Raw genomic sequence first — 23533 nt, 5'->3', positions numbered from 1 at the left:
TGCTTTGAATGAGGATAGCATGTCCCGACTGGAAAAGCTGCGGGTGATGGCCCTGTGCGTCTCAATGTCTGCAGGTGCGGCCCCCATGGCTGTGGCTGAAGATCTGCCGACCTTGCCTGACGACAAGGCAACATTGGAAGGCCTCGGCGCGGCCCTGTTTTTTGACGAAAATCTCTCCAAGAATCGCAATCAGGCCTGTGCGACCTGCCATTCTCCGGATGTGGGCTTTGCCGATCCGCGCCCCAATGGCCTTGATGGATTGGCTGGACGCGCGGCGTCTTTGGGCGATGATGATCAGTCGATCGGGGATCGTAACGCCCCGACGGCGAGTTACGCTGCCTTCAGCCCGAAGTTCCATCTCAATGAAGACGGCCTTTATGTTGGTGGCCAGTTCCTTGACGGACGCGAGCCCGATTTGGAAGGGCAGGCGGGTGGACCGCCGCTTAATCCCATTGAAATGGGCATGCCGGACAAGGCCTCCGTTGTCGAACGGCTCAAGGAGAATGAGGAATATGTCAACGGTTTCAAGTTGCTCTATGGAAAAGACATTTTCGAAGAGTCCGAGCGCGCCTATCGAGCGATGACCGAAGCCATCGCGGCTTTCGAGCGTACGGAATTCTTTAGCCCGTTTGATTCCAAATATGATCGCTATTTGCGCGGGGAAGCCGAGTTTACCAATGAAGAGGAATTGGGGCGGACCTTGTTCTTCTCCCAGCAGTTTACCAACTGCAACCAGTGCCATCAGCTGCGTCCTCGCCCGGGCATGGAGAAGGAAACCTTCACAAACTACCAGTATTTCAACATCGGTGTGCCTGCCCACAAAGCCTTGAGAGCGGCCAACGGCTCAAAGGCCGATTTTATCGATCACGGCCTTTTGGAAAACAATCCGCACGTGACCGACAAGAAATGGGATGGCACCTACAAGACCAGCACATTGCGCAATGTAGCCGTGACAGGCCCCTATATGCATAACGGGGTGTTCAACGACCTTGAAACGGTGATCCGCTTTTACAACAAGTATAATTCACGCGCCAAGAGTGCTTTGAACAACCCCGAAACCAATGAGCCATGGGGTGAACCGGAGGTGGCTGATACCATCGATATGGAAAAGCTGACCGATGGTCCGGCGCTGGATGAACGCCGCATCAAGGCTCTGGTTGCCTTCTTGAAAACGCTCACCGATCAGCGCTATGAATATCTATTGGAAGACTAGCCCCTTGATGTGTCCGGCTGTGGCTGATCAGTATCTGATCAGCCTTTGAAGAGTATGGGCCGGAGGCCTTCGCTTACGGAAGGCACTTCAAGACAAGAGAAAGAGCCCAGGACCATGTGTGCCGATCTCAAGAAGCAAACCTCTCCGGGTATCCGCATCGCCATTCCGCCGCTGATCTTTGTTTTGTGCGGTGGGGGCGCTCTGGCGCTGGAGTGGTTTTATTTCTATTCTGTCGGCCCACTTTCGGCTTTGGGGATTCCCATTCTAACGCTCGTTATCGGCGGTTTCCTGATTGGTTGGGCTGGTTTCGCCTTTATGGGATGGGGGTTTTTCAAGTTCAAGCTGGTTGGTACGACAACCAACCTGATTGACCCAGCTTCGCAACTGGTGAGCAGCGGGGCGTTTCGCTTCAGTCGAAACCCGATGTATGTGGGTTTTGTGGTGATGCTGTTCGCAGGGATCATCCTGTTTGACAGTATACCTTTCCTGATCGCCACACTCACTATGTTCTTCTATCTGGATCGCTTTGTGATACCACGCGAGGAAGCCTATCTCCGGGCCGAATTTGGCAAGGCTTTTACAGACTATTGCGCCCGAACCCGCCGTTGGCTCTGATCAGGCATCTGCCTAAAAAGGTCAGAAGGCAAAGCCAAGCTGTCCGGGACTGCAAATCTGCCCCGGGGTGATGCCTTCATGGGATAGCAGCCAGAGTTTCAAGTCTATGCCGCCGCCAAAACCAACCATGGAACCGTCTGCGCCAATAACCCGATGACAGGGGATGATAATCGGCAAGGGATTGGCATGATTGGCCATGCCCACCGCCTGTGCCCCTTTTGGTTTGCCAACCCGCTTGGCGATTTCCCCATAGCTGACAATCGAGCCATAGGGGATGGAGGAAAGGGCGCGCCAGACGGAGAGCTGGAACTGTGACCCCTTGAGCAGATAGGACACGGTGAAACGCTCCAGCTTCTTTTCGAAATAGGCGTCCAGCTCGCGCCGCGCATCAGCAAAGCTGTCAGGATTTTCACGCCATGCAGTATCGGCCGGGATCGCGTCTCCATCGACGGGGAAGGAGAGCGCGTGCAAACAGTCCTCCATTCCGCTGAGCAGAAGGGGACCAATCGGGCTCTCATGATAACAAAATTGGATCTCGTTTGCGTTCACTTCACGACCTGCCAATTCGATAGAGTTGTGCGTCTGACCTCTCCTGTGTAGGGCAAAATTGTGTTCACATATTGTTCTTGAAGCACAACTAGAAACATCATATGGTTGTTAAAATTTCTTCATCACGCAGAAATGGTTTTGTTCTTTTCAATTTTTTGAGTTCACCATGGTTTCCCATGTTCAAACGGTTTCCTTTCAGGGCATAGCCGCCACGCCCGTTGATGTTCAGGTGCATGTGGCTTCGGGCTTGCCAGCCTTTACCATTGTTGGCCTGCCTGACAAGGCTGTGGCGGAAAGTCGCGAGCGGGTGCGGGCCGCGCTTTCAGCCTCTGGCCTGTCGCTGCCGCCCAAACGCATCACCATCAATCTCGCTCCGGCGGATTTGCCCAAGGAAGGCAGCCATTTCGATTTGCCCATCGCTCTTGGCCTGATGGCAGCCATCGGAGCGGTTCCGGCCGACAGTCTGGATGCCTATACAGTGCTGGGCGAGCTGGCGCTTGATGGCCGGTTGGCACCCGTTGTCGGGGTGCTGCCAGCAGCCATTGCAGCCAATGGCGAGGAGCGGGGCCTCATTTGCCCGTTTGATTGCGGGCCGGAAGCGGCATGGGCCGATCCGGATATGGATATACTGGCCCCCGATAGCCTTATCTCGCTGGCCAATCATTTCAAGGGCAGTCAGGTCCTCTCGCGGCCCCATGCCTCGATCCGTGACCCCAATGCGTCCCTTATTGATTTATCCGATATCAAGGGGCAGGAGGTGGCCAAGCGGGCGCTTGAGGTCACTGCGGCCGGTGGTCACAACATGCTCCCATTGTCAACTATAGACCCGCAATCAACTGTCAGATCTCAGCGTGTTGGCTGGTTTATGCGGATTTGGTCCCTGAGGTTCTGGGCTTCGGTCTTTGCATTCTCCAGCAAATAGATCAGTATGGCAGCATTATCTCGATCTGGTTCTGTCAGCTCCTTAGCTTCTTCAATCAATCCAATAATCTTCTCGTAAGTCTGTCTCATGAAATATGCTCTTCTCGCCTTGTTCCTCTTCACCAGTGTGGCCGCCGCGCAATCCATGCCCTTTATGAAGAAATGCGGCTCCAACCGATACAATTGTGTTGTCGATGGAGATACCATTTGGCTCAAAGGGGTAAAGTACCGCTTGAAAGACTACGACACACCAGAGTCCCAAACAAATGTCTGTGGTGGCGACTTTGAGAAGCAGTTGGCAAACAAGGCATCAAAGCGGTTGATAGAGCTGCTCAATGGCAACGATTGGAAGATCGTCACCACAGGAGAGGAGGGGTACTACAAGCGCCAATTAGCCAGCATCATCATCAAAGGGGAAGACGTTGGTGACATCTTGATCCGTGAAAGGTTGGCCCGTCGGTGGCCTGATGGTGACGAGTGGTGGTGTAAGTAAGTATAACTTTGCGGGTTATATAAAGGGAGGACTTCAATAATGGAACACTTTGATCCCGAGAAAGTTTTTAATGGTCACCGTGATCGATATATGGAAATTCTCAAACCTCTTTTCTTCCCGCATCCAGAAATTCAGGGTGATGTGGTTTGTTACTTTGCGTCTTTGCTTCGTATGCTCGGCATAGAGGACAAAGGTTGGGATCCCTATGCTGAAAGCAAATCAATACTAGATGATCTCAATAGGCTTATGAAAACGGGCATCCCGGAAGAAGAAAAAACACCGTGGCGGTTGGGGCTTTTACTATATTGCCACATTGTTGAAATGGATGCTCCGTACGATGTTTTGGCAAACTTACTGAGGTATCGACTTGGAAAAGGATACAGCCCGTCCCCATTTTATGATTTTCTTGGCGAAAAAGAAAAGAAAAATTTCGCTAAAAACGGCATTCGTACAGGCAGGAAAATTGCGATAATAAAAGAGTTGTCAGTAGAAGCCGATCTCAAAGTCGGTGATATCTTCGAAGAATTTTATAATAATAAGCTAAGGAATGCAGTTCAGCATTCAGATTTTATACTAGAAGATAAGGAATTTCGCTCACGAAATGGCATTAGTGGGGTGAAGTCATTTGTTATAGACTATGAGAAAATAGATGTTTTGATTACAAAATCAAAGGCATTTATTGCTGCATTTTTTAAAATTGAGATAATTTCAAGACAAATTTGGGGATTGGAAAAAGGAAAAGCAATTCCGTATGACGATTGTTATAAAGGGCTTTTAGAAATACTTGTTGATGATAGAGACTTGCTTTGTGGCTTTTCTGTTCATTGGCCAAACAATTCTCAATCCGTTTATCGCAGAACCGAAACAGGTATCGAGATGATCAATTGCAGCCTGAATGTGAAAGAAGCTGGGGTTAATCTTTGGGTTGATCTCTATGCAAGAAACCCGGGCCAATTCAGTCCTTTAGTAGAGCATGACGCGGAGCCTATTTATGCGCCATTGGAAAATTCTGACATAAGGCCCAGTTGGCCAAAATGAGGGTGAACCGGTAAAAACACACTGATAGAGACCAAGACGCCTGAAAACAGACAGATAGCGCCTAACCTCTTTGCGCCCATCTCCTTGCCTCTCTCACTGCCTCCAAGATGTCCTCTTTGGGTATACCCCTGCAGGACGTCCGATGAACGCCTGTGGACCGTCCTATTTGAGTCCTTTTCAAATTATCGGACAAACGATATTGATATGTCTAGACCCTATTCGGACACTACGGGACAGGCATCAATGAAGAAATATGGATATGCTCGCGTCAGTACCACTGACCAAGATCTCACCGTGCAGATAGAAGCTCTGGCACCATTCACTGACATGATCAGGGAGGAGAAGCAGTCCGGTACCAGCTTGAAGAACCGCTCTGAGCTTCGGATCATCCTTGATTTCATCCAAGAGGGTGACGTTCTGGTGGTCACTCGGATTGACCGCTTGGCTCGTTCGGTGGCTGACCTGTCTGCTATTGTGAAGGAGCTGATGGACAAAGGCGCATCCCTTGAGGTAACCGAGCAGAACATCGACACCAACACAGCAACTGGCAAAGCCTTCCTCCAGATGCTTGGTGTGTTTGCTGAGTTCGAGACCAACATCAGGCGAGAGAGGCAGCTTGAAGGGATCGCCAAGGCCAAACAGGAAGGCAAATACAGGGGACGTAAGAAGAGCATCGACAGGGAAGCGATCAAGAAGTTGCAGCAAGCAGGCAAAGGACCGGCTGCTATCGCCAAGGAGCTGGGTGTTGCTCGGTCCAGCGTCTACCGTCTTCTTGAAGAGCAGACAGGGTAAGGTACCCCTTCCCCCCTCATATGTACTAGACAGCCTCTGGTTTATCCTTCTCGTCACCTCTCGAAAAGCCAGAGGTGGCTGCTTGGGGAATTGAAGGGGCTGCCTTGGGAATGCTTCCTGCCGGTCTGTGTCAGTTCGGGGACCGGTACGGGGGTTGTCGCGCAAGCTGTTAATCCGATTGGTCGCTCAGAAAATTATGCCGAAAATTCCAAGGTGTCCTCCTCGGTCGTAACCACGGACCAACCCCAGTTTCTCATCAGGTCATCCCTTCAGCGCATCCAATGGCTGACACCGCAGGAGCAACAGTGGTGAGCCTGAGGACAACAGGACTGAAGGGAGACCGGAGTGGTTGCCGGTGTGTGGTCGCCACCTCAGCCGGAAAGGAAGAAACAGCCAAGGGCAACCCGAAGGGCAACGATGAGAAAGACAGGGGGGCAACCTGAGAGATCAACCTTGGTGGTGCAATGAAGTGGAACAGCACAACGGGATCTCGATCAGGTCATTCTTAAAGGGGATGGTGTTGGTGGTTACAGCCTTGGGGAACCATCACTATCCCTATAGGTGAACTAAAGGGAAACTATAGGTAAACTAAAGGTATACCTTAAGGTGAACCAAAGGGGCCTTCGGCCACCCTGTCGGGGACGCAACCTTATTTTCCCACCACTCAAGTCCATGTTCTAACTCGCTTTTCTGGGATGATAAAAGGTTCATCCTGTTGGTGTTCGAGGATGCGCCCTCCTCCTGCATGCTCCAGACAAGCCTCCAACGGCAGGGTAGCCTCCGTATGACTCTGAGAAGCCGCAGGAAAGCCTTCTTGGTCCCTGAGGTGTCAATGCGCCGCCGCTTCAGGATGGCGTTCTGTGAGTCCCTGAGGGCTATATGGTTGATCAAGGAGGGAGGTATGAAAAGACCCGCTTGGTTGCGGGTCCATTCTGTCTTCACTGTGATCGGGAATCGGCTTCGGCCTTACCGGCTACAGTTTTTACGGATCATCGTCTGTTCAATTGTCTGCTGCTGGCCCTTGATGTTGGCGACCTGTGGAGCAACATTGTCACCAGACAGCGAAGACACCGGCAGACCAATTAGGATTACACCGGCAATATCATTGCCTCGTGCTTTGTTTTGCTGGGCTGCAACCTGCTGATAAGCGTGAGACAGCCTTTCCTGTTCTTCAGCAAGCTGACTACAGCTCCAATCATTGTAGATCGTTGGCGAAATATACGACGCCTCGATGCTTTCCGGCTTTTTTGCGCAAGCTGTAACGAGCAGCAAGACTAAGCTTGATAAAATCACTTTTTTCATTGCAACATCCCATAACTTTTTTTGATTTTATCAACTTAAAGTATTTCACCTTAAAGTCGATGCGTCCTTTTGGAGATGTTGAGAAATATTACAAGGATGCCACTTCAGACTCCATAGGGACTCACAGGACTCGATTTAGGGCTGCCTAATGGGGAAGACTCTGGACCACCAAAAGCTGCTCAGTGACTCCCTGAAGGCCATACAGAGGCATGTTGAACGACTCCACAGGAAACTGAATCCAGCATAATTTTCATCCTTGACCGCAACGACTCACCAGCCTTACCCTTGGCCTTGTCGAGTTCAAAACCTCAATGGAAACCTTGGGTTATAGAGAAGTCCACGGCATTCTGCCTATGCAGTTTGTTGACGATAGATCTATGTCTTGAGTTTCCTGAAGTCAGCCGGTTAAGGTGGTTCTCCTCGTTCTGATGGGGCGGGAGGGCAGCGAATAGAAAACCCTTTCGAGGGGAATAAGCTCGCCTGACGTGTATCGGGTTCTGAACCTCCCGCCTACCAGACGGTCGTCAGAAGCTGTCTGTGTAGGTAACTGATCATCTTTTACACGAAGGATATCCAATTATGTCCAAGACCCACGACGCCGACATCATCGACTACAATGCATGCCTCATGCAGCATGAGAATGGGAAGAGTTATATGGTAACCTCTTTGGATATTCGGGCAAAGAACCTGGCGCAAGCTGTCGAGGATCTTCTCCCGCTTATCGGGTTCAATCAAACCATTGAGCTGATGGACTATAGGATTGCGGGAACGGCTGCCATCATTTATGCCGACGCCTCCGTAAAGGCTCCCGCTGAGGCTTCCCATGAAGATCCTGCTGATGCATCCCTTGAGGTTGCAGCCTAAAACAGACAGATATTGCTAGCATCGACGGATGAGAACTTGAGAGGGGTGGCTTAGGCTGCCCCCTTTTTGTTTTGGAGGCGTAACAATTTCAGCAAAGGCTGGATTAGTGCCAACGTATTGGGGAAACTGGAAGGGGCTCTGATAGGTTCTGTGCTTCCTGTCTGGCATGGTGCAGGGCTATCTTGAGATGAGCGGCTTCAACTCTGTCTTCTGTGAGGAGCAACGCTCTGTTGATCAGGGTGATGATCTTGAACCAAGGGTCTTTAAGCCGTGTGTCGTGCATTAGATGTCTCCTCTGTTTTCTGGGCCATTCTATCGATGCATAGGGCGTATTGTCATTGAGAACGAGCTTAAAAACCGTGGGTGCATTTTAAGGTCATCTGTCCACTGCAAGTCTCCCCACACGAGCATAGGGTTCCAGCTTTTCGACCACCTCTTGGGCATAGGTGACCAGCGCCTGAGCTTTCTCCTTTGCTTCCACTTCATCGGCCCACGCACGGGCAGCAGCGGCAGGGTTAGAGAAGTCTGGGAGAGCGAGTGCGGTGGACTGCTTCTCTTCCTCCAGTTCCAACCAGCGGGTCACAATGCGGTGACGGAGGTCTGCCCGATAGCCAGCAACCAAGGTGATCGTGAGATCTTTGGGGAGCTTGAAGCATAGATTTCGTTTGCCGTTGGATGCTGTGTAGTAGGACGCAAATTTGCGCTCTACCAGAGCAAGCTGCTCAAACATGACACGAGCGTCACGCATAACATCGCGATGGTTCTTCCCGGTCAGCTCAGCGATCTCCCTTGAGGACATCGTAAGGGAACCAGAGGCGGGATTGATTGGGGTAACAGCGTTCATGATTGGGTGTTCCTTTCGGGTGTGATTAGCCATGCACCTTCTGTGCTTCATAGAAGTGCTTGACGTTCTTCTCCCAAGCCTCCAGTAGAACCTCGTGCGGGTAGACACCGATGGATGAAATGATGACCTTGCCTTTATTGACCAGCTCTTTGTCCTCACGGCGCAGCTCATAGCCATTCTCGTTGTAGATCTTGGTGGCTGCCTTACCCAGACGCACGGACAGCCCCGGTGCAGCATAGATACCCAGATGGTGATCCAAGAACTCACGCACGGTCACGTAATGCAGCTCATCGGTGAGACTTGCGTTGACCTTGGTGAGGTTCTTGTTGCGATGCTCAAGCTTCGCAGCCTTCTTCTTCTCCAGCTCGACCTGCTCCAGCAGCCCTTGCATCACCTTGGCGGTCATCTCAGCGAAGCTCATCTCGCCTTTAGCTACAGCGGCAGCAGAGGTGTTATATTGGCCGGTCTTGCGGATCGTTGGGAGGACATCGCGGGTCACCCAGAGCTTGAACTTCTTGGCAGATGGCAGCTTCGAGCCGAGGATTAGGGAGTAGACTCCACCTTCGGAAATCACAGTGCGGTTTGGATTTCCTCGTTTACCGTGCGCCAGACGCACGATATCCACCTGAGAGGGATCGACATTATCACGCACTGCGGAAGGCGTGTGAGAGTATCCAAGTACATCACAGACATCCTTAGCGACGAACCATGGTTCACCGTCAATCTGCACCACACGAACCGCATGGTCGTTATGGCCGATGCCATATTGGGTGGGGAAGGTATCGCTGAAGACGAAGGTGGAAACTTCAGTGGAGCCAGAAGAGGCGACGGAAGGGGTGATTGGGGTCATGCCAATTCAAAGTTGCATCCTTCGCAAAATCGTTATCAAATACTAGCGGTAAAAAAAAGAGTGTGACGGTGGGTATGCTATGTCGATAGGCAAATACGGAGGATGGTTTTTAGCCGGTCTATTCGCGCTGCTTTGGCTAGGCGATGAAGACACGAGTGAAAATCAAAAGACTTCGGTAAAGCCACCTGTCATTCAATCCAATCCAGCTCAGCCTTCCAGTTCTGAACAAAAGAGAACATCCTCACCCGAAGTAGGAAGAAGCAACAGGCTCGCCAGTAAAGAAGTTACCCGTTTGGGTAAGGCCGAACTAGTCAAACGACAACCAACCAAGCCCGAACATACTGCACAGACGATGTACGTCGATGCCTCTCGGCTCAACGTAAGGAGCGGCCCCGGCAAGACTTTTAAGAGCGTTTGGACCGTCAAACGTGATGAAGCCGTGCGAGTCGTTTCCCAGTCCGGTCAGTGGAAAGAGATAAAGGGTGATCGCTATTCTGGCTGGGTATTTGGAACCTATCTGACTGCCAAGCCTTCAAGATCGTCATCTCGAAATCAAGAACCTAGAGTGGCGGTAAAGGCCTCCGCACGAATGACCACAGCAGCTATCAAGAAATTATTGATTCAGAGATCCAAGGCGTACTACTCGGGTAGCTGCCCTTGTCCCTACAATGTAACTCGTTCAGGTAGAAGATGTGGAGGGAATAGCGCTTATTCCCGTCCGGGAGGGGCCTCTCCCCTTTGTTATGAGTCTGATGTTTCTGCCGCAATGGTCGCAGAGTTTCGAGCAAGGCTCTAGCATAGACCCGGTATCTGAGTAGATAGGCAGAGTAAGAAGCAAACTTGACGAGCTTGTCCATTCCTTAGGGTGTACAGATTGGACAGGCTTGAGGCGTGACTAAGGGTGGTAGTCTGGAGGAACCCACACGGCACAATGGCCGCTTTGAGCTGATTTTGATGAAAAAGTCGATGGTCTATACTTGGCGTTCAGTTTTGTAAAACTTCATTCCTTAGTTCTTGAAAAGCCGGATTCCAATCCTCCTCAGTACCACTATGAGAAATTGCATTCTAGGATTTTGGCAAGAAATCTGAGAGGAACCCTTTTTCATCAAAATCAGCCCAAGGTGGACGTTCGCGTTGGTGTACTGTACGTTTAGCGGAGCAACTGCAGATAGAGGCAGCAATCGCGTTTTTATGTGGTGATCCCGATGTCAGAGTTTACTAGCCTGCCCGAAGTCATTCAGAATCTTTTGTCCCAAAATAAAGAAGGACAATACTGGGATTTTAAGCGGATACATCATCAGAATAAAGGCGAACTCATTCATGATGTCCTCTGCCTTGCAAACGCCGAACACGACGGTCAACGCTATATAATTTATGGAGTATCTGATGAGGACTTCTCCGTTGTGGGTATTGACAGAAGCCAAGCGCGATCTCAAGCAGATATACTTGATCTTTTTAGCAGCAATCAAAGCAAGTTCGCGTTCGATCAGTACCCAGATTTCCATCTTGAAACGATTTTGATTGATGAGAAGGAAGTGGACGTCCTCATAATCGAGAACCATTTCAAAAAGCCCTATTTTACTACGCAAAAGATCGAGGGAGTTCGAGAAAATTTCATCTATTCGCGTAAGCTGGATCGAAACACCCCTCAAAACAGGAGCGCCCCTCCCAGCGATATCGAACGTATGTGGCGTGAGAGATTTGGATTGAACTTGTCCGCGAAGGAAAGGGCGAAGGGCTTCCTGGCAGACCATGATAACTGGGAGCAATACACTTTAGACAATGGCAACGCTGGCTGGTTTTATAAAATATTTCCAGAATTTACGATCAAAGTGGAAGACGCTGCAGATCATATTGATTCACGCCAAGAATGGACACGAGGGGAAATTGATGAAAATCGGAATTCACCATATTTCTACACCATCTATTTTCATCAGACTCGCCTTGCACAAATACATGCGGTTTCTTTCGATAACCACAAAATGAGCATGGTTGCGCCGAATTGGGAGCCAGCCATGAGAGGGCGCCTATATTTCTACGAACAAGATAGTCTGGATCTAGAAATGCAGAAGTTCCACGTTGCGATTTCTGGAGGTACTGACCATTCAAAAAAGTTGAGAATCAGATTGTTGAACGATAGAAAATCAAATGGAAATATTGTGCCTCATGGTGCTAGCACGGTTCCTATTCCAATCGCCAGCCATGCATCGGTCAAGAAGTTCTTGGAAAGCTATGATCCAGAGGGGTCGCTTGATCCAATCAGGAACGAGAAAGAGCAGTACATCGTTTTTCTAAAAAACCAATTTGCATTTCAGAAATGGCTGTCAACACAAAGCTGAGTTAGAAAACTCTTTTTGGGAATGTCCCCTATGTCCGCTCACCAGTCGTTGTGAAAATGACAGACGTAAAGGATATATAATCCGCTTCATCCGCCATTGCCATATCTTCTTTCACTTGAACCACCGGACACAAAAGACTCTAGTCTTGTCTGTCTCGCGTTCACGGTTATGTCTCTGAAAAACAGCCTAGAAATTGAAGGCCCTGCCTAGGCTTCTGCCCATGCATAGGTAATGCCGCTCTGACCGCCGTGAGCCCAATCAAAAACCAAAGTACCATCTTGCCAATCGATAATCACCTTGTTCAGAAGTTCCGCAAGAATGAAGTTAGCCTTTGCATAATCAAGTGGCTGCTCTTCAAGGGCCGCTTCCAGTCTATCAAAACGATTGATTAGAATAGGCCCCGAAGCGGCAACCGCTTTGGCTTCAAGGTCATCAATGCGTGTCTGACAATTGCGCAGTTCTTCTTCCAACCGCTTCAGCTCAACGGTCAAACGAGGAGACGAACCCGAGCTTGCAATATGCTCAATGATGTTGTCCATCATGTCCTCAATACCTTGATAAGCAGCTTCAGCCTGAGAGAGTTCAGCTTCGACGCCTTCATCTGGGGCTGGGGCTGATTGGATTATCCAGCTAGCATTCTGAAGAATGACATTCTCGATGCCCTCTTGTTTGACACTCTTATACTTGCAACCGAGACCGCGCTTGGCGTTTGAGCAGACAAGGTAGGGCTTTCCAGCCTTCTTTCCCGAACCCTTGTTAACTCGTGTCATTGTCGTCCCACATATCGGGCATTTCGCGAGACCGGCCAAGAGGTGGGAAACATTGGCCTTGTAACTACCTTTGGGGGCTCTACGGTTGCGGCTGGCTGCTTGAAGCTGTTCAAAATCTTCTTTTCCAATGACAGCAGGGAAATAACCTTTGATCGGTTCCTGTGGCTGGCGAATACGTTTGTTTCCTTCATAAACGATCTTATGAGGGACAAAAACGCCGGTGACCGAGGGGTTTTCTAAGATCTTCTTGATGTAAGAGCGGTGCCACCCTTGGGAGCGACCAAAAGGCTTGACCCCCTCTTTGTTGAGAGTTTCAGCTATCTTGTGCTGGCCAATGCCATTAAGGGCATCTCTAAATATGCGACGAACAACGGCGGCTCTCTCTTCGATCAAATCAAAGCTGTTTGCTTCCTCATTGAATTGAAGCCATGCTGGAGCAATTCGTGTGAGGGGCTTTTCCGATGCGCTGCCCCGTTTAGCGTTCCAGACCGCAGATAGCCGTGAAGACTTGGCAGAACTCTCCTCGTTTGCCCTAATCATCGTGAAGATGCTTTCGAGGATGCGCATGGGGTTTGCAATCATTTCGGCGCGGGAATAAATCTTGTTATCCATGAGGGTTACAATGTTGATGCCGCTATTGATAATCATCTGGAAGATTGGCATTGCTTCCCAAGGATTGGCACGGCTAACACGGTCTAGGTTCTCAACAAGCAAGTAGCTACCTTCAGGCACCAAGCCTTCATTGATTGCCCGTAGGAACTGTCCCAATGCACCGGTTTGTACGTTGTTTCCTCTGAAAGCAGAAACGCCTAAGTCGCGTAATGAAAGGCTATCATCCAGATCGAGGTTATGCAGTCGAGCATATTGAGTGGCCAATTCCGTTTGGCGTCTAAGGCTGTCTCCCTTCATTTGTTCTGGGGTGGAAAATCGTGCGTAAGAATAAGCTTTTGGGCGGCTGGAGAACAGCAGATCGTCATTCATAATAGTAACCCTCGTTGCTGGTTTTTGTAGTCTTATTGAGGTCTATTGTAAATGATATGCTGATGGTCGGTCCTCCCGGTTCGGGCAAATCCATGCTGGCCGCACGCTTGCCGACCATTCTGCCGCCCCTTGCACCAACCGAGCTGCTGGATGTTTCGATGATCCATTCCATCGCCGGCCTGTTGCCTAATGGTCAGCTCTCTGTTGCGCGCCCGTTCCGCAACCCTCACCATTCCGCCTCCATGGCGGCCATGATCGGTGGCGGCATGCGCGCCAAACCCGGAGAAGTGGCGCTGGCCCACAATGGCATTCTGTTTTTGGATGAGTTGCCTGAATTCTCCCCGCAGGTGCTTGATAGTTTGCGGCAGCCAATTGAGAGCGGTGAGGCTGTGATCGCTCGCGCTAACCATCGCGTGACTTATCCGGCACGTTTCCAGCTGATTGCTGCAATGAATCCCTGCCGCTGTGGTCATGCCGGCGAGCCGGGTTATGTCTGCAAGCGCGGTCCGCGCTGCGCGGCTGACTATCAGGCTCGCATCTCCGGCCCCCTGATGGACCGTTTTGATTTGCGTGTGGAAGTGCCTGCCGTTTCCGCTACCGATCTCATGCTTCCGCCCTCAAAGGAAGGGTCAGCGGAAGTTGGAGCCCGTGTGCGGCAAGCCCGCAAGGTGCAGAAGGAACGCTTCAGCGCCATGGGACTGGAGACTGTCATCACCAATGCCCAATGCCCGGCCAGCATGATCGAGCGCATTTGCGAGCCAAGCGGTGAAGCGCGCACTCTTCTGGCTCATGCGGCTGAGAGTATGGCACTTTCAGCCCGTGGTTATCATCGTGTTCTGAAACTGGCGCGAACGCTGGCCGATCTTGCCGGTCGCGAGCAACCGGGCAGCGAAGAAATCGCCGAGGCACTCGGCTACAGGGTATCCACGCCATCGCTGGTGGCTTAGCGGTTTAGCGCTTCACAAGGTTGGATGGGATGGAAACTTGCTCTTAATCGAAATTCTTTGATGACCGCAGCTTTTTGATGGCACCGCGCTTGGTTTTGCTATCCATCCGGCGCCTCTTGCTGGCCTTGGTTGGCTTGGTTGCGATGCGCCGCTTGGGCCGATAGGCGGCCTTCTCGATGAGGGCAACGAGGCGCTCGATGGCTTCTTCGCGGTTGCGGGCCTGGGTGCGATGGGTTTGCACCTGCATCACCAGTTCGCCATCCTGTGTCATCAAATGCGCTGCCTGACGCCGCAAGTTTGCCTTGATATAGGCTGGCAGGGATGGAGACCGGCGCACATCAAACCGCAACTCGACCGCAGTGGACACCTTGTTGACATTCTGCCCGCCCGGTCCGGATGAGCGAATGAAGCGCTCCTGCAGCTCGTCTGCGTCCAGGCTCAGGCCTTCCTTGATGAAGATGCGATCAGACATATCCCTCGGTCCACTCGTATGAAGTCGTCAAACGAGACCCGTCTTACCGCGAATTGCCTGAAAGTGCATCCCCTATCCCAGAAATTTAAGGAAGGAGATGATCTTGCGAATGCCCGGCTTGGAGGGAAGATCCGCATAGGCACTGATGGCGGCCCGACGTCCAACCTCCGAGAGGGTCGGGTAGGGCGACACATAGCCGGTGATGGCCTTGATATTCATCTTCTGGGACACGATCAGGGCCCACATGTTGATGATTTCGCCTGCATTCTTGCCAACCACGGAAGCACCAAGCACCACACCCTTCTTGTTGGTGATGATCTTGATGAAGCCCGCCGTTTCCCGTTCAGCCTGCGCGCGATCATTCTCGCCGAAGGGCCAGCGCAAAATCCGCACCTGACGGAATTTCTGTCGCGCCTCCGCTTCGCTATAGCCCACATGAGCCAACTCGGGCGCCGTGAAGGTGACACGCGGTACGATGTGTGTGTTTTCCTTTGCGCCAAGCTTGAACAGGATGTTGCGCACCACAAGACCGGCATGATAGCCCGCCACGTGAGTGAATTGCATACCTCCAGCGACATCACCGATGGCATAAACCCGCCGGTTGCTGGTCTTCATGGTGGGTTTGACCGCAATGCCCCGCTCGCTGTAGCTGACGCCAGCAGCTTCCAGCCCGAGGTCAGACACATTGGCGCGTCTACCCGTGGCGACAAGCACATGGGTTGCCTCCACAAAGTCGGCGTCACCGGCTACTCCCCCATCCAGAGTGTGGTAAAAATGAAGCGTCGCGCCGTAAGGTGTGGCGTCTTTGTCCTCTGCCGGTTCGATGCGATCTATGGTCACGCCTTCATGCAGGGTGATCCCTTCGCGCTTGAGCTGGTCAATCACTACTGACGACAGTTCCGGATCTTCTCTGGACAGAATGCCATAGGCCTCCAGAATGGTGACTTCAGCACCAAGACGGCGATGTGCCTGCGCAAGTTCCACCCCGATCGGACCGCCGCCGATGATCACAAGGTGCCTCGGGCGCTTGGTAAGCGAGAAAATCGTTTCGTTGGTGAAATAGGGGATCCGCTCGATGCCTTCGACAGGTGGGACTGCAGCGGACGACCCCGTTGCAATGACAAAGCTGCGGGCCTTGATTTCATATTGGCCATCGGCGGTGGCAACCGTGCGCTTGTCCGTGAAGTGACCGGCCTGCTGGATGACCCGCACGCCAAGGCCCTCAAAGCGCTCTACCGAATCATTGGGCGCGATGGCCCCGATCACAGAATGGACATGATCATGCACCGCCTGAAAATCGACTCTGGGTTCAACAGAGCTGATGCCGAACAGATTGGCCTTGCGCATGTTTTCTGCATGGTGCGCCGCCGCGATCAGCGCCTTGGAGGGAACACAGCCTGTATTGAGGCAATCGCCTCCCATCTGGCCCTTTTCCAACAACACGACATCTTCACCAAAGGCAGCCGCTGCTGCAGCCACTGTTAGACCGCCAGAGCCTGCGCCGATGACGCAGATGTCTGTTTTGATTTGCTCGCTCATGACTTGTCCTGAAAAATTGTTGATTTGAATGCTATTGTGAAGGGCACAGCCCCCATTCTCAACCATATTTGGCGGCTTTACGTCTTTTTCTGAGCGCCTTGAGAACGGGCGGCATCAGGGAAACGACACCCATGGCCACAAAGGCGGCAATCAGTTCGCCCGTGATGACCGAGCCGGTATCCAGCGTGAGCGTGCAGGTCGGATCGTCAAGGCAGCCCGGATTGCTTGCTAACTGGGCTGCAATGACGCTGTCCAGCCCCGAGCCGACCAGCGCATAGGCAAAAGTACCCGGCAAGATGCCGATGAGTGTTGCCATCGCATAGGTCGCAAAGCGCACCTGAAACAGGGCGGGCACGATATTGACCAGCCAGAAGGGAAACAGCGGCACAAGCCGCAAAAATAGCATATAGCTGAAGGCATCCTCGCGAAAGCCATCGGCAAATCGCTCGGTAAAGCTGCCCGCGCGGGCGCGCAAAGTCGATCCGATGGCAGAGCGGGCTGCCAGAAATACGATGCCGGCACCTGTCGTTGCTGCAAGCACAGTGGTCAGGCCACCAACTGCCCAGCCAAACAGCAGCCCGCCCACAATGGTGAGGAAACTGGCACCGGGAAAGGAAATGGCCACCGCCAATGCATAGAGCACACCGTAGGCCAGAAGCGTCAGGGCGAAATGATCCGTCACATAGCCAGACAGGCGCGCGCGATTCTCCACCAGTGTTTCAAGGGTGAAATAGCTGTGCCACCCTTGGGAAAAGCCAAAGAGAGCCAAGGTCAACAATAGCAACAGTGGGAGCCACTTTTTCAAAAAGACTGTCACGGCGCTATCCTGACAAATTTGGTTGGTCTGATCGGTCATCAACAATGGGCCTCATGACGCAAAAAGAATGAAGGAGTTGTCGTTCCGGTGAAATTCCTTATAAGTCGTATATAGACGGAATTCCGGGCCTTGGGAGGCCTCTCACTGTCATTTGATTGCCGATCATGGGATCCTCACAGGGGTGTGACCACAAGGCTCGTTTTTGTGATCGATCGGTGGCTTTTGACCATCAGAGTGGGTTGTTGCGGGTAACATGGTCAAGAATTGGCGATTTTTCTTTGCGGACGATTGACTCAAAGCCCTCATCTCCGTATAAGCCAGACCAAGTGTATCAGGATAGCGGAAAGCGTCTCTCTGGAGGCGCTTCTTTTTACCGCTCTGGTAGGATTTGAGAAAATCAAATAAGGGGCCGCGAAAGCGGTATAAAGCCCATGAAACGGACTTATCAGCCAAGCCGACTGGTGCGCAAGCGCCGCCACGGCTTCCGGGCTCGTATGGCAACCAAGAATGGCCGTCAGGTCTTGGCACGCCGCCGGGCAAAAGGACGCAAGCGTCTTTCCGCTTAAGGCAATTTGCATCAACCGCCAGAATTTAAGCGCTTGAGCTTCAAATCTGGCGGTTTTGCATGTCCGGGATTATCATTTGCGATGAATCAATCTTTCGTCAGTGATGGCTCTCGGAGCGCTTCAGGGAGGCATTCATGCTTCGATTGAAAAAGCGCAGCGAATTCTTAGCCGCGGCCAGGGGAGTGCGACTCTCACGTCGCGGTTTTGTGCTTCAGGCCATAAGACGCACGCCAGAAGACAAGGATCCGGCTCGTGTCGGCTTCACGGTGACCAAGAAAGTCGGCAATGCTGTGATTCGCAACAGGGTGAAACGCCGGTTGCGCGAAGTGGCGAGGCTTCTGGGGCCAGAGCATCTTCAATCCGGTTGGGACTATGTGCTCATCGGGAAGTATGGCGCGTTGCATTTGCCTTTCGATTCTCTTTGCGCAGATTTCAAGGGATGTGTACGCGATCTTGCCTCGGGCAAGACGGACGCGAAGCGGCGTGCGTCGGGTCGTTCCGGACACAGGAAGACATCCGCGGGGGGCTCGCATTTGTCGGGCAAGCCCGCTGGCAGGAATTCGCAAAGCAGCAGCTGATCAGGAACTTCAGGCGGAGGTTTCAGGCATCAGCGATCAGACGAGCGGAGTGGTTTGCCCCGATTTTGGCCAGCTTGAAGGCCATGTTGAGGTGCTCCAAATGAAACGAAACACTTGACTTGGCGGCATCAAGCGGCCAATTGGGTGTGTATCAAGTCGGATCTGTCAGGTCACAACCGCCCGGGTCAGAGCACAAGTCCGACAGTCAATTATGGGATGAAGAAAGTCGATGGACAATAATCGCAATCTCTTCCTTGCCATCGCCCTGTCTTTCATTGTCTTGCTGGGATGGCAGTATTTTGTCGCCGGACCGCGCATGGAAGCAGAGCAGGCGCGGCAGGAACAACTTGCAGCCCAACAGGCAGCGGAAACTGAAACCTCCACCACAGAGCATGCAGATACGGCACCCACCCCAGGGGCCGCCAATGCACCGGCAACAACGGCAGGTGCCGTTCCGCTGAGCCCGCAAAATGCTCTGTCCCAGTCTGTGCGCATTGAAATTGATACGCCAAAGCTGACCGGATCGCTGAACCTCACGGGTGCCCGTATCGATGATTTGCACCTGAGTGAATATCGCGAAACGCTGGATGAAGACAGCCCAACCATTACGCTTCTTTCTCCTTCCGGATCGCAGAAGCCCTATTATGCAGAATTCGGTTGGGTTTCAGGCTCTGGCGACATTGCCCTGCCAAACGCCAACACCGTCTGGACCGCACCTGAAAATGCCAAACTGACCCTCGACCAGCCTCTGGTGCTGACCTGGGACAACGGCGAAGGCCTTACCTTCGTGCGCACCATCTCTGTGGATAACGACTATCTGTTTACCATCGACCAGAAAGTTGAAAACAACACAGACGCTGCTGTTGCGCTCTATCCTTATGGGTTGATTTCCCGTCACGGTACGATCAAGACCACAGGCATTTACATTCTGCATGAAGGTTTGATCGGTGTGGCTGGTGACGCTGGCCTGCAGGAAGTCGATTACAAGGATCTGGCTGAAGACAAGCTCGTACAGCCGGACAAGTCCTCTCAAGGTTGGGTCGGCATCACGGACAAATATTGGGCAACGGCCGTTATTCCGCCTCAGGGCGAAGGATTCCAGCCGAGCTTCCGCTATAACGAGATCGCCGGAAAGCCTGCTTACCAGTCAGACTATCTGGGCGACGTGGTTAGCGTGGCTGCCGGTTCCAGCATCGATTACAAGACGGCCCTGTTCGCCGGTGCCAAGGAAGTGGCAACGCTTGGCGCTGTGGAAAGCAAGACCAATGCACTCAACTTCGATTTGATGATCGATTGGGGCTGGTTCTACTTCCTCACCAAGCCGATGTTCTGGGCCATTGACCATCTCTATGGGCTGGTCGGCAACTTCGGTATCGCCATCCTTCTGATCACCGTCATCGTCAAGGCAATCTTCTTCCCGTTGGCCAGCAAGTCCTACGCATCCATGGCCAAGATGAAGCTGCTGCAGCCGAAGATGGAAGAGGTCAAGAAGAATTTCGGTGATGACAAGCAGGCCCAACAACAGGCCATCATGAAGCTCTATCAGGAAGAGAAGGTCAATCCGTTGGCGGGCTGTTTGCCAATCGCCATTCAGATTCCGGTCTTCTTCTCCCTCTATAAGGTGCTCTACACCACCATCGAAATGCGTCATGCGCCATTCTTTGGCTGGATTCAGGATCTTTCTGGTCCCGATCCGACCAACCTGTTCACCCTGTTCGGTCTTGTGCCTTGGGATCATCCGGCCTTCTTGGCCATCGGTATCTGGCCGATCATCATGGGTGTTACCATGTTCGTTCAGATGAAACTGAACCCGACACCTCCGGATCCGACCCAGAAGATGATCTTCACCTGGATGCCGATCATGTTCACCTTCATGCTGGCCCGCATGCCAGCCGGCCTGGTGATCTACTGGGCATGGAACAACTCTTTGTCCATCATCCAGCAGGCGACCATCATGAAGAAGCATGGTACCAAGATCGAGATTTGGCAGAATATCAAGGATACGTTCAAGCGCTCGAAGCCGAGCAGCGAATAGAGACCTTGAAATTCAAGAGACAATCGGGCGGCTTTTTAGCCGCCCTTTTTGTTGCAGGAAAGCAACGCACACGCGGCTTGCGTGGTGCAAAGGTCTGGTTTGGATGAATCAGAATGCAATTTCTGATAAATTGACCCCATCCTGCAACGATGCAAATTCGAGTGAACCTGTTCGATGAACAACTGACAGCAGCCAATTCCCAATCCCAATAGGCATCACGCACACGCGTGAGCATGGCGCAAAGCGCCTGCAAGGGGCAATCGTGTGTCTGACACGATCTGTGCTGCATTTCCCACCGTCACCGATAATTTTCTGCTGCATCGAAAGGGTCTTCCCATGCAAGATACGCAGTCCATCAATCCCGATCCGAACTATCCCTATCCCGTCGCCGCTTTCAAGCGCTTTGCCTTTCTCAAGCCGCTGATCACAAATCCGATGATCGAAGTGGGTGACTTCAGCTATTATGATGACCCTGAGGGGCCCGAGAAATTTGAACAGAAGAATGTCCTTTATCATTATGATTTCCTCGGAGATCGTCTGATCATCGGCAATTTCTGCGCGCTCGCGACCGGCGTGACCTTCATCATGAATGGGGCGAACCACGACATGACCGGCCTTTCGACCTACCCCTTCGGCGTCATGGGGCAAGGATGGGGCGAAGGCTTTGATATTGAAACATTCAAGGCCCAGTCTCGTGGCGATACTGTCGTTGGCCATGATGTCTGGATCGGACGCAAGGCCACCATCATGCCCGGCGTTACCATCGGGTCTGGGGCCATCATCGGGTCCGGTGCTCTGGTAGCCAGCGATGTGCCCGACTATGCAATCGTGGTCGGCAATCCGGCCAGACCCATCCGCATGCGGTTTGACGAGGCGACCATAAAACGGCTTTTGGCCATTGCCTGGTGGAACTGGCCCGTTGAGATGATCAATCGTCACCGACTCCTCATTCAGGGCGCAGATATCGACGCGTTGGAAGCAGCTTCCAAGGCATTTTCTGGCACCCTAGACACATAGGGGCCTCGCTTTCACGCTTGTTTCTCTGTAAAAGGCAGGCTACCAAGGCCTGCCCTTTTCTAATCAGGAACGCTCAATCATGACCGATCAAGATAACACCGCCGAGACCAACCCCGCTGAAGACACCGAGAGCCTTGTTGCGCTCGTTGGTGACGATGAGGTGGATCCGGCGCTTTCCGAGCGGGCCAGACTGCTTTTCGCTCAAAGCTGGGATTTCATGTGGGGCACGAAATTCTTCCACCAGCTGCCGCCTATCGAAGGCGTCGAGATTGCGTTTGCCGGTCGATCCAACGTGGGCAAATCCTCTTTGCTCAACGCCATCACCGGTCGCAAGGCCTTGGCACGTACATCCAACACACCGGGGCGTACCAAAGAACTCAATTTCTTCCGCCCCGAAAAAGAGCCCACTCTGGTGATCTGCGACATGCCCGGCTATGGCTATGCCAAGGCCTCCAAGAAGGAAGTGGCAGCCTGGAACGAGCTCATCCTCGACTATTTGCGCGGCCGTCCGAACTTGCGGCGCGTCTATGTTCTGATCGACAGCCGCCACGGCCTCAAGGCCAATGATACGGAGGTGATGGAAACTCTTGATAAGGCCGCAGTCAACTATCAGGTGGTTCTCACCAAGGTCGACAAGACCAAGCTCAAGGATCTCAAGAAGGTTATCGAAAAGGTACAGCTGGGCCTCAAGAAGCGTCCGGCAGCACATCCGGAGATTCTGCTGACTTCCTCCGAAAAGAAGGTTGGTATCAAGCGTTTGCGCGCTGAAATGCTGCTTTTGTCCGATGGGATGTAAAGAAACTAGCCGCACATTGTTTCAAAAATTGTGACAAAAGCGGCATAACCCTCCGGATTTCTTGCGTATCCCAACAATAGTCGTTATACAGCGTGGGCAGTTACGTAACCCGCCGATACAGAGAAGCGCCATGTCCGACACGTCCAATTCATCAAACAAGCCGGCCAATCGTGCCAAGACCATCTCCGAAGCGCTTCCTTTCATGCAGCGCTATGATGGCCAGACTGTTGTTGTCAAATATGGCGGCCATGCCATGGGGGACGCAGAATTGGGGCAGGCCTTTGCGCGCGATATTGTTCTGCTCAAGCAGGCCGGTGTGAAACCTATTGTCGTGCATGGTGGCGGCCCGCAGATCAAATCCATGCTTGAACGTCTCGGTATCGAATCTGAGTTCAAGGGCGGGCTGCGCGTGACAGACGCCCACACCGTGGAAGTGGTTGAAATGGTGCTGGCTGGCTCCATCAACAAATCCATTGTCAGCAATATCAATGCAGAAGGCGGTCGTGCCATCGGTCTGTGTGGCAAGGATGGCAACATGGTGCAGGCTGAAAAGCTGACCAGAACCATCCGCGACCCTGATAGCAAGATCGAGGAAATCGTTGATCTGGGTTTTGTGGGCGATCCAAAGAAAGTGGATCGCTCCGTACTTGACATCGTGGCCAAGGACGCGCTTATCCCGGTGATAGCACCGGTTGCTCCGGGGGCTGATGGCGCCACTTATAACATCAATGCCGATACCTTTGCCGGTGCTGTGGCTGGAGCGGTTGATTCAAAGCGCCTGCTTTTCTTGACGGATGTGCCCGGTGTTCTCGACAAGGACGGCAAGCTGATCAAGGCGCTCACCATCAAACAGGCTCATGATCTCATCGCCGACGGCACGATTTCCGGCGGCATGATTCCAAAAGTGGAAACCTGCATCGATGCGCTCAACAAGGGCGTTGAGGGGGTGGTCATTCTTGATGGCAAGGTGCCACATGCCGTGCTTCTCGAACTCTTCACGGAAGGTGGAGCGGGAACTTTGATTACCCATTGAGATGTGGTGGCGACGCACAAAGCTTGGTATATTAAGGGGGAGCCTCGGCTCCCTTTTTGTTGTCAGAGGCAAAAGGTGCGAGACCGCCAAGGCTTGCTCATGTCTCTTTTAGGGATTTTTTAATGAGCGAGCCGCATTCATGCATGACATTCATAAGTCATT

The 23533-nt window shown here is 52.3% G+C and carries 23 protein-coding genes and 2 pseudogenes; 17 read left to right on the top strand and 8 right to left on the bottom strand.

The window, feature by feature from the left end; all coding sequences use genetic code 11:
- Positions 1–19: 19 nt before the first annotated feature.
- The gene (locus tag ACKPCT_RS17620) at positions 20–1213 is read left to right on the top strand and encodes a cytochrome-c peroxidase (protein WP_319567533.1); all 1194 of its coding nucleotides are present in this window, start codon (positions 20–22) and stop codon (positions 1211–1213) included.
- A 114-nt stretch (positions 1214–1327) separates the two neighbouring features.
- Complete coding sequence (locus ACKPCT_RS17615) at positions 1328–1828, top strand: methyltransferase family protein (RefSeq protein WP_319567532.1); 501 nt, start codon at positions 1328–1330, stop codon at positions 1826–1828.
- Positions 1829–1849: 21 nt separating this feature from the next.
- Here the strand turns inward: ACKPCT_RS17615 and ACKPCT_RS17610 are convergent, their stop codons facing one another.
- Entirely contained in the window at positions 1850–2299 is a 450-nt protein-coding gene (locus ACKPCT_RS17610) for a methylated-DNA--[protein]-cysteine S-methyltransferase (protein WP_210186731.1), read from the bottom strand.
- Between the two features lie 244 nt (positions 2300–2543).
- Between ACKPCT_RS17610 and ACKPCT_RS17605 the strand changes: the two are divergent.
- From ACKPCT_RS17605 to ACKPCT_RS17585, 5 genes and pseudogenes are all read left to right on the top strand, one after another.
- Positions 2544–3233, top strand: a pseudogene (locus ACKPCT_RS17605) (magnesium chelatase domain-containing protein); the annotation flags it as partial.
- 153 nt (positions 3234–3386) lie between these two features.
- Positions 3387–3791 carry a thermonuclease family protein gene (locus ACKPCT_RS17600; RefSeq protein WP_210186732.1) on the top strand — a complete coding sequence of 135 codons (405 nt, stop codon included), beginning with the start codon at positions 3387–3389 and terminating at the stop codon, positions 3789–3791.
- 39 nt (positions 3792–3830) lie between these two features.
- Positions 3831–4829, top strand: a complete 999-nt coding sequence (locus ACKPCT_RS17595) for a hypothetical protein (RefSeq protein WP_090072412.1) — start codon at positions 3831–3833, stop codon at positions 4827–4829.
- A gap of 243 nt (positions 4830–5072) precedes the next feature.
- Positions 5073–5621 (top strand): recombinase family protein, encoded by a 549-nt coding sequence (locus ACKPCT_RS17590; protein WP_090072414.1) that lies wholly within the window; start codon positions 5073–5075, stop codon positions 5619–5621.
- Between the two features lie 281 nt (positions 5622–5902).
- On the top strand, positions 5903–6064 hold the full coding sequence (locus ACKPCT_RS17585; RefSeq protein WP_175528044.1) for a hypothetical protein: 162 nt from the start codon (positions 5903–5905) through the stop codon (positions 6062–6064).
- A gap of 523 nt (positions 6065–6587) precedes the next feature.
- On the opposite strand, the gene ACKPCT_RS17580 is transcribed toward ACKPCT_RS17585, so the two are convergent.
- Positions 6588–6923, bottom strand: coding sequence for a hypothetical protein (locus tag ACKPCT_RS17580; protein WP_090072418.1), 336 nt, complete (start codon positions 6921–6923; stop codon positions 6588–6590).
- A gap of 579 nt (positions 6924–7502) precedes the next feature.
- Between ACKPCT_RS17580 and ACKPCT_RS17575 the strand changes: the two genes are divergently transcribed.
- Positions 7503–7787: a hypothetical protein gene (locus tag ACKPCT_RS17575; RefSeq protein WP_090072420.1), complete on the top strand. Its 285-nt coding sequence runs from the start codon at positions 7503–7505 to the stop codon at positions 7785–7787.
- Between the two features lie 376 nt (positions 7788–8163).
- Here ACKPCT_RS17575 and ACKPCT_RS17570 read toward each other — a convergent pair whose 3' ends face one another.
- Positions 8164–8631 (bottom strand): Rha family transcriptional regulator, encoded by a 468-nt coding sequence (locus ACKPCT_RS17570; RefSeq protein WP_319567531.1) that lies wholly within the window; start codon positions 8629–8631, stop codon positions 8164–8166.
- A 25-nt stretch (positions 8632–8656) separates the two neighbouring features.
- Positions 8657–9481 carry a BRO-N domain-containing protein gene (locus tag ACKPCT_RS17565; RefSeq protein ID WP_090072423.1) on the bottom strand — a complete coding sequence of 275 codons (825 nt, stop codon included), beginning with the start codon at positions 9479–9481 and terminating at the stop codon, positions 8657–8659.
- A 79-nt stretch (positions 9482–9560) separates the two neighbouring features.
- Between ACKPCT_RS17565 and ACKPCT_RS17560 the strand changes: the two genes are divergently transcribed.
- Both ACKPCT_RS17560 and ACKPCT_RS17555 read left to right on the top strand, forming a co-directional pair.
- A complete protein-coding gene (locus ACKPCT_RS17560) occupies positions 9561–10277 on the top strand; it encodes an SH3 domain-containing protein (RefSeq protein WP_090072425.1) in 717 nt (238 codons plus the stop codon).
- A gap of 409 nt (positions 10278–10686) precedes the next feature.
- Positions 10687–11820: an ATP-binding protein gene (locus ACKPCT_RS17555; protein WP_090072427.1), complete on the top strand. Its 1134-nt coding sequence runs from the start codon at positions 10687–10689 to the stop codon at positions 11818–11820.
- A 206-nt stretch (positions 11821–12026) separates the two neighbouring features.
- On the opposite strand, the gene ACKPCT_RS17550 is transcribed toward ACKPCT_RS17555, so the two are convergent.
- Positions 12027–13571, bottom strand: coding sequence for a recombinase family protein (locus ACKPCT_RS17550; protein ID WP_319567530.1), 1545 nt, complete (start codon positions 13569–13571; stop codon positions 12027–12029).
- Positions 13572–13621: 50 nt separating this feature from the next.
- Between ACKPCT_RS17550 and ACKPCT_RS17545 the strand changes: the two are divergent.
- Positions 13622–14518, top strand: a pseudogene (locus ACKPCT_RS17545) (YifB family Mg chelatase-like AAA ATPase); the annotation flags it as partial.
- A 43-nt stretch (positions 14519–14561) separates the two neighbouring features.
- Here ACKPCT_RS17545 and arfB read toward each other — a convergent pair.
- From arfB to ACKPCT_RS17530, 3 genes are all read right to left on the bottom strand, one after another.
- Positions 14562–14990, bottom strand: a complete 429-nt coding sequence (gene arfB, locus ACKPCT_RS17540) for an alternative ribosome rescue aminoacyl-tRNA hydrolase ArfB (RefSeq protein WP_090072433.1) — start codon at positions 14988–14990, stop codon at positions 14562–14564.
- Positions 14991–15062: 72 nt separating this feature from the next.
- Positions 15063–16529 (bottom strand): dihydrolipoyl dehydrogenase family protein, encoded by a 1467-nt coding sequence (locus ACKPCT_RS17535; RefSeq protein ID WP_319567529.1) that lies wholly within the window; start codon positions 16527–16529, stop codon positions 15063–15065.
- A gap of 58 nt (positions 16530–16587) precedes the next feature.
- The gene (locus tag ACKPCT_RS17530; RefSeq protein WP_319567528.1) at positions 16588–17385 is read right to left on the bottom strand and encodes a TVP38/TMEM64 family protein; all 798 of its coding nucleotides are present in this window, start codon (positions 17383–17385) and stop codon (positions 16588–16590) included.
- A 392-nt stretch (positions 17386–17777) separates the two neighbouring features.
- On the opposite strand from ACKPCT_RS17530, the gene rpmH reads away from it, so the two are divergent.
- From rpmH to argB, 6 genes are all read left to right on the top strand, one after another.
- Positions 17778–17912, top strand: a complete 135-nt coding sequence (rpmH, locus tag ACKPCT_RS17525) for a 50S ribosomal protein L34 (RefSeq protein ID WP_068311851.1) — start codon at positions 17778–17780, stop codon at positions 17910–17912.
- 134 nt (positions 17913–18046) lie between these two features.
- Positions 18047–18490: a ribonuclease P protein component gene (gene rnpA / locus ACKPCT_RS17520; protein ID WP_090072437.1), complete on the top strand. Its 444-nt coding sequence runs from the start codon at positions 18047–18049 to the stop codon at positions 18488–18490.
- 229 nt (positions 18491–18719) lie between these two features.
- Positions 18720–20525, top strand: coding sequence for a membrane protein insertase YidC (gene yidC, locus ACKPCT_RS17515; protein WP_090072439.1), 1806 nt, complete (start codon positions 18720–18722; stop codon positions 20523–20525).
- 336 nt (positions 20526–20861) lie between these two features.
- Positions 20862–21542, top strand: a complete 681-nt coding sequence (locus tag ACKPCT_RS17510) for a CatB-related O-acetyltransferase (RefSeq protein ID WP_319567527.1) — start codon at positions 20862–20864, stop codon at positions 21540–21542.
- A gap of 79 nt (positions 21543–21621) precedes the next feature.
- Complete coding sequence (gene yihA, locus ACKPCT_RS17505; RefSeq protein WP_090072441.1) at positions 21622–22338, top strand: ribosome biogenesis GTP-binding protein YihA/YsxC; 717 nt, start codon at positions 21622–21624, stop codon at positions 22336–22338.
- A gap of 130 nt (positions 22339–22468) precedes the next feature.
- Complete coding sequence (gene argB, locus ACKPCT_RS17500) at positions 22469–23371, top strand: acetylglutamate kinase (protein WP_210186733.1); 903 nt, start codon at positions 22469–22471, stop codon at positions 23369–23371.
- The last annotated feature ends 162 nt before the right edge of the window (positions 23372–23533 follow it).

The sequence above is a fragment of the Cohaesibacter marisflavi genome, assembly GCF_963665895.2.
Lineage (GTDB): Bacteria > Pseudomonadota > Alphaproteobacteria > Rhizobiales > Cohaesibacteraceae > Cohaesibacter > Cohaesibacter marisflavi.
Note: the sequence above shows the minus strand (reverse complement) of the source record. Positions and strands in the feature narration are given on the sequence as shown.

Coding starts and splice junctions, on each gene's coding strand:
- ACKPCT_RS17620 (WP_319567533.1), top strand. CDS start 20: ATGTCCCGACTGGAAAAGCTGCGGGTGATGGCCCTGTGCGTCTCAATG.
- ACKPCT_RS17615 (WP_319567532.1), top strand. CDS start 1,328: ATGTGTGCCGATCTCAAGAAGCAAACCTCTCCGGGTATCCGCATCGCC.
- ACKPCT_RS17600 (WP_210186732.1), top strand. CDS start 3,387: ATGAAATATGCTCTTCTCGCCTTGTTCCTCTTCACCAGTGTGGCCGCC.
- ACKPCT_RS17595 (WP_090072412.1), top strand. CDS start 3,831: ATGGAACACTTTGATCCCGAGAAAGTTTTTAATGGTCACCGTGATCGA.
- ACKPCT_RS17590 (WP_090072414.1), top strand. CDS start 5,073: ATGAAGAAATATGGATATGCTCGCGTCAGTACCACTGACCAAGATCTC.
- ACKPCT_RS17585 (WP_175528044.1), top strand. CDS start 5,903: ATGGCTGACACCGCAGGAGCAACAGTGGTGAGCCTGAGGACAACAGGA.
- ACKPCT_RS17580 (WP_090072418.1), bottom strand. CDS start 6,923: ATGAAAAAAGTGATTTTATCAAGCTTAGTCTTGCTGCTCGTTACAGCT.
- ACKPCT_RS17575 (WP_090072420.1), top strand. CDS start 7,503: ATGTCCAAGACCCACGACGCCGACATCATCGACTACAATGCATGCCTC.
- ACKPCT_RS17570 (WP_319567531.1), bottom strand. CDS start 8,631: ATGAACGCTGTTACCCCAATCAATCCCGCCTCTGGTTCCCTTACGATG.
- ACKPCT_RS17565 (WP_090072423.1), bottom strand. CDS start 9,481: ATGACCCCAATCACCCCTTCCGTCGCCTCTTCTGGCTCCACTGAAGTT.
- ACKPCT_RS17560 (WP_090072425.1), top strand. CDS start 9,561: ATGTCGATAGGCAAATACGGAGGATGGTTTTTAGCCGGTCTATTCGCG.
- ACKPCT_RS17555 (WP_090072427.1), top strand. CDS start 10,687: ATGTCAGAGTTTACTAGCCTGCCCGAAGTCATTCAGAATCTTTTGTCC.
- ACKPCT_RS17550 (WP_319567530.1), bottom strand. CDS start 13,571: ATGAATGACGATCTGCTGTTCTCCAGCCGCCCAAAAGCTTATTCTTAC.
- arfB (WP_090072433.1), bottom strand. CDS start 14,990: ATGTCTGATCGCATCTTCATCAAGGAAGGCCTGAGCCTGGACGCAGAC.
- ACKPCT_RS17535 (WP_319567529.1), bottom strand. CDS start 16,529: ATGAGCGAGCAAATCAAAACAGACATCTGCGTCATCGGCGCAGGCTCT.
- ACKPCT_RS17530 (WP_319567528.1), bottom strand. CDS start 17,385: ATGACCGATCAGACCAACCAAATTTGTCAGGATAGCGCCGTGACAGTC.
- rpmH (WP_068311851.1), top strand. CDS start 17,778: ATGAAACGGACTTATCAGCCAAGCCGACTGGTGCGCAAGCGCCGCCAC.
- rnpA (WP_090072437.1), top strand. CDS start 18,047: ATGCTTCGATTGAAAAAGCGCAGCGAATTCTTAGCCGCGGCCAGGGGA.
- yidC (WP_090072439.1), top strand. CDS start 18,720: ATGGACAATAATCGCAATCTCTTCCTTGCCATCGCCCTGTCTTTCATT.
- ACKPCT_RS17510 (WP_319567527.1), top strand. CDS start 20,862: ATGCAAGATACGCAGTCCATCAATCCCGATCCGAACTATCCCTATCCC.
- yihA (WP_090072441.1), top strand. CDS start 21,622: ATGACCGATCAAGATAACACCGCCGAGACCAACCCCGCTGAAGACACC.
- argB (WP_210186733.1), top strand. CDS start 22,469: ATGTCCGACACGTCCAATTCATCAAACAAGCCGGCCAATCGTGCCAAG.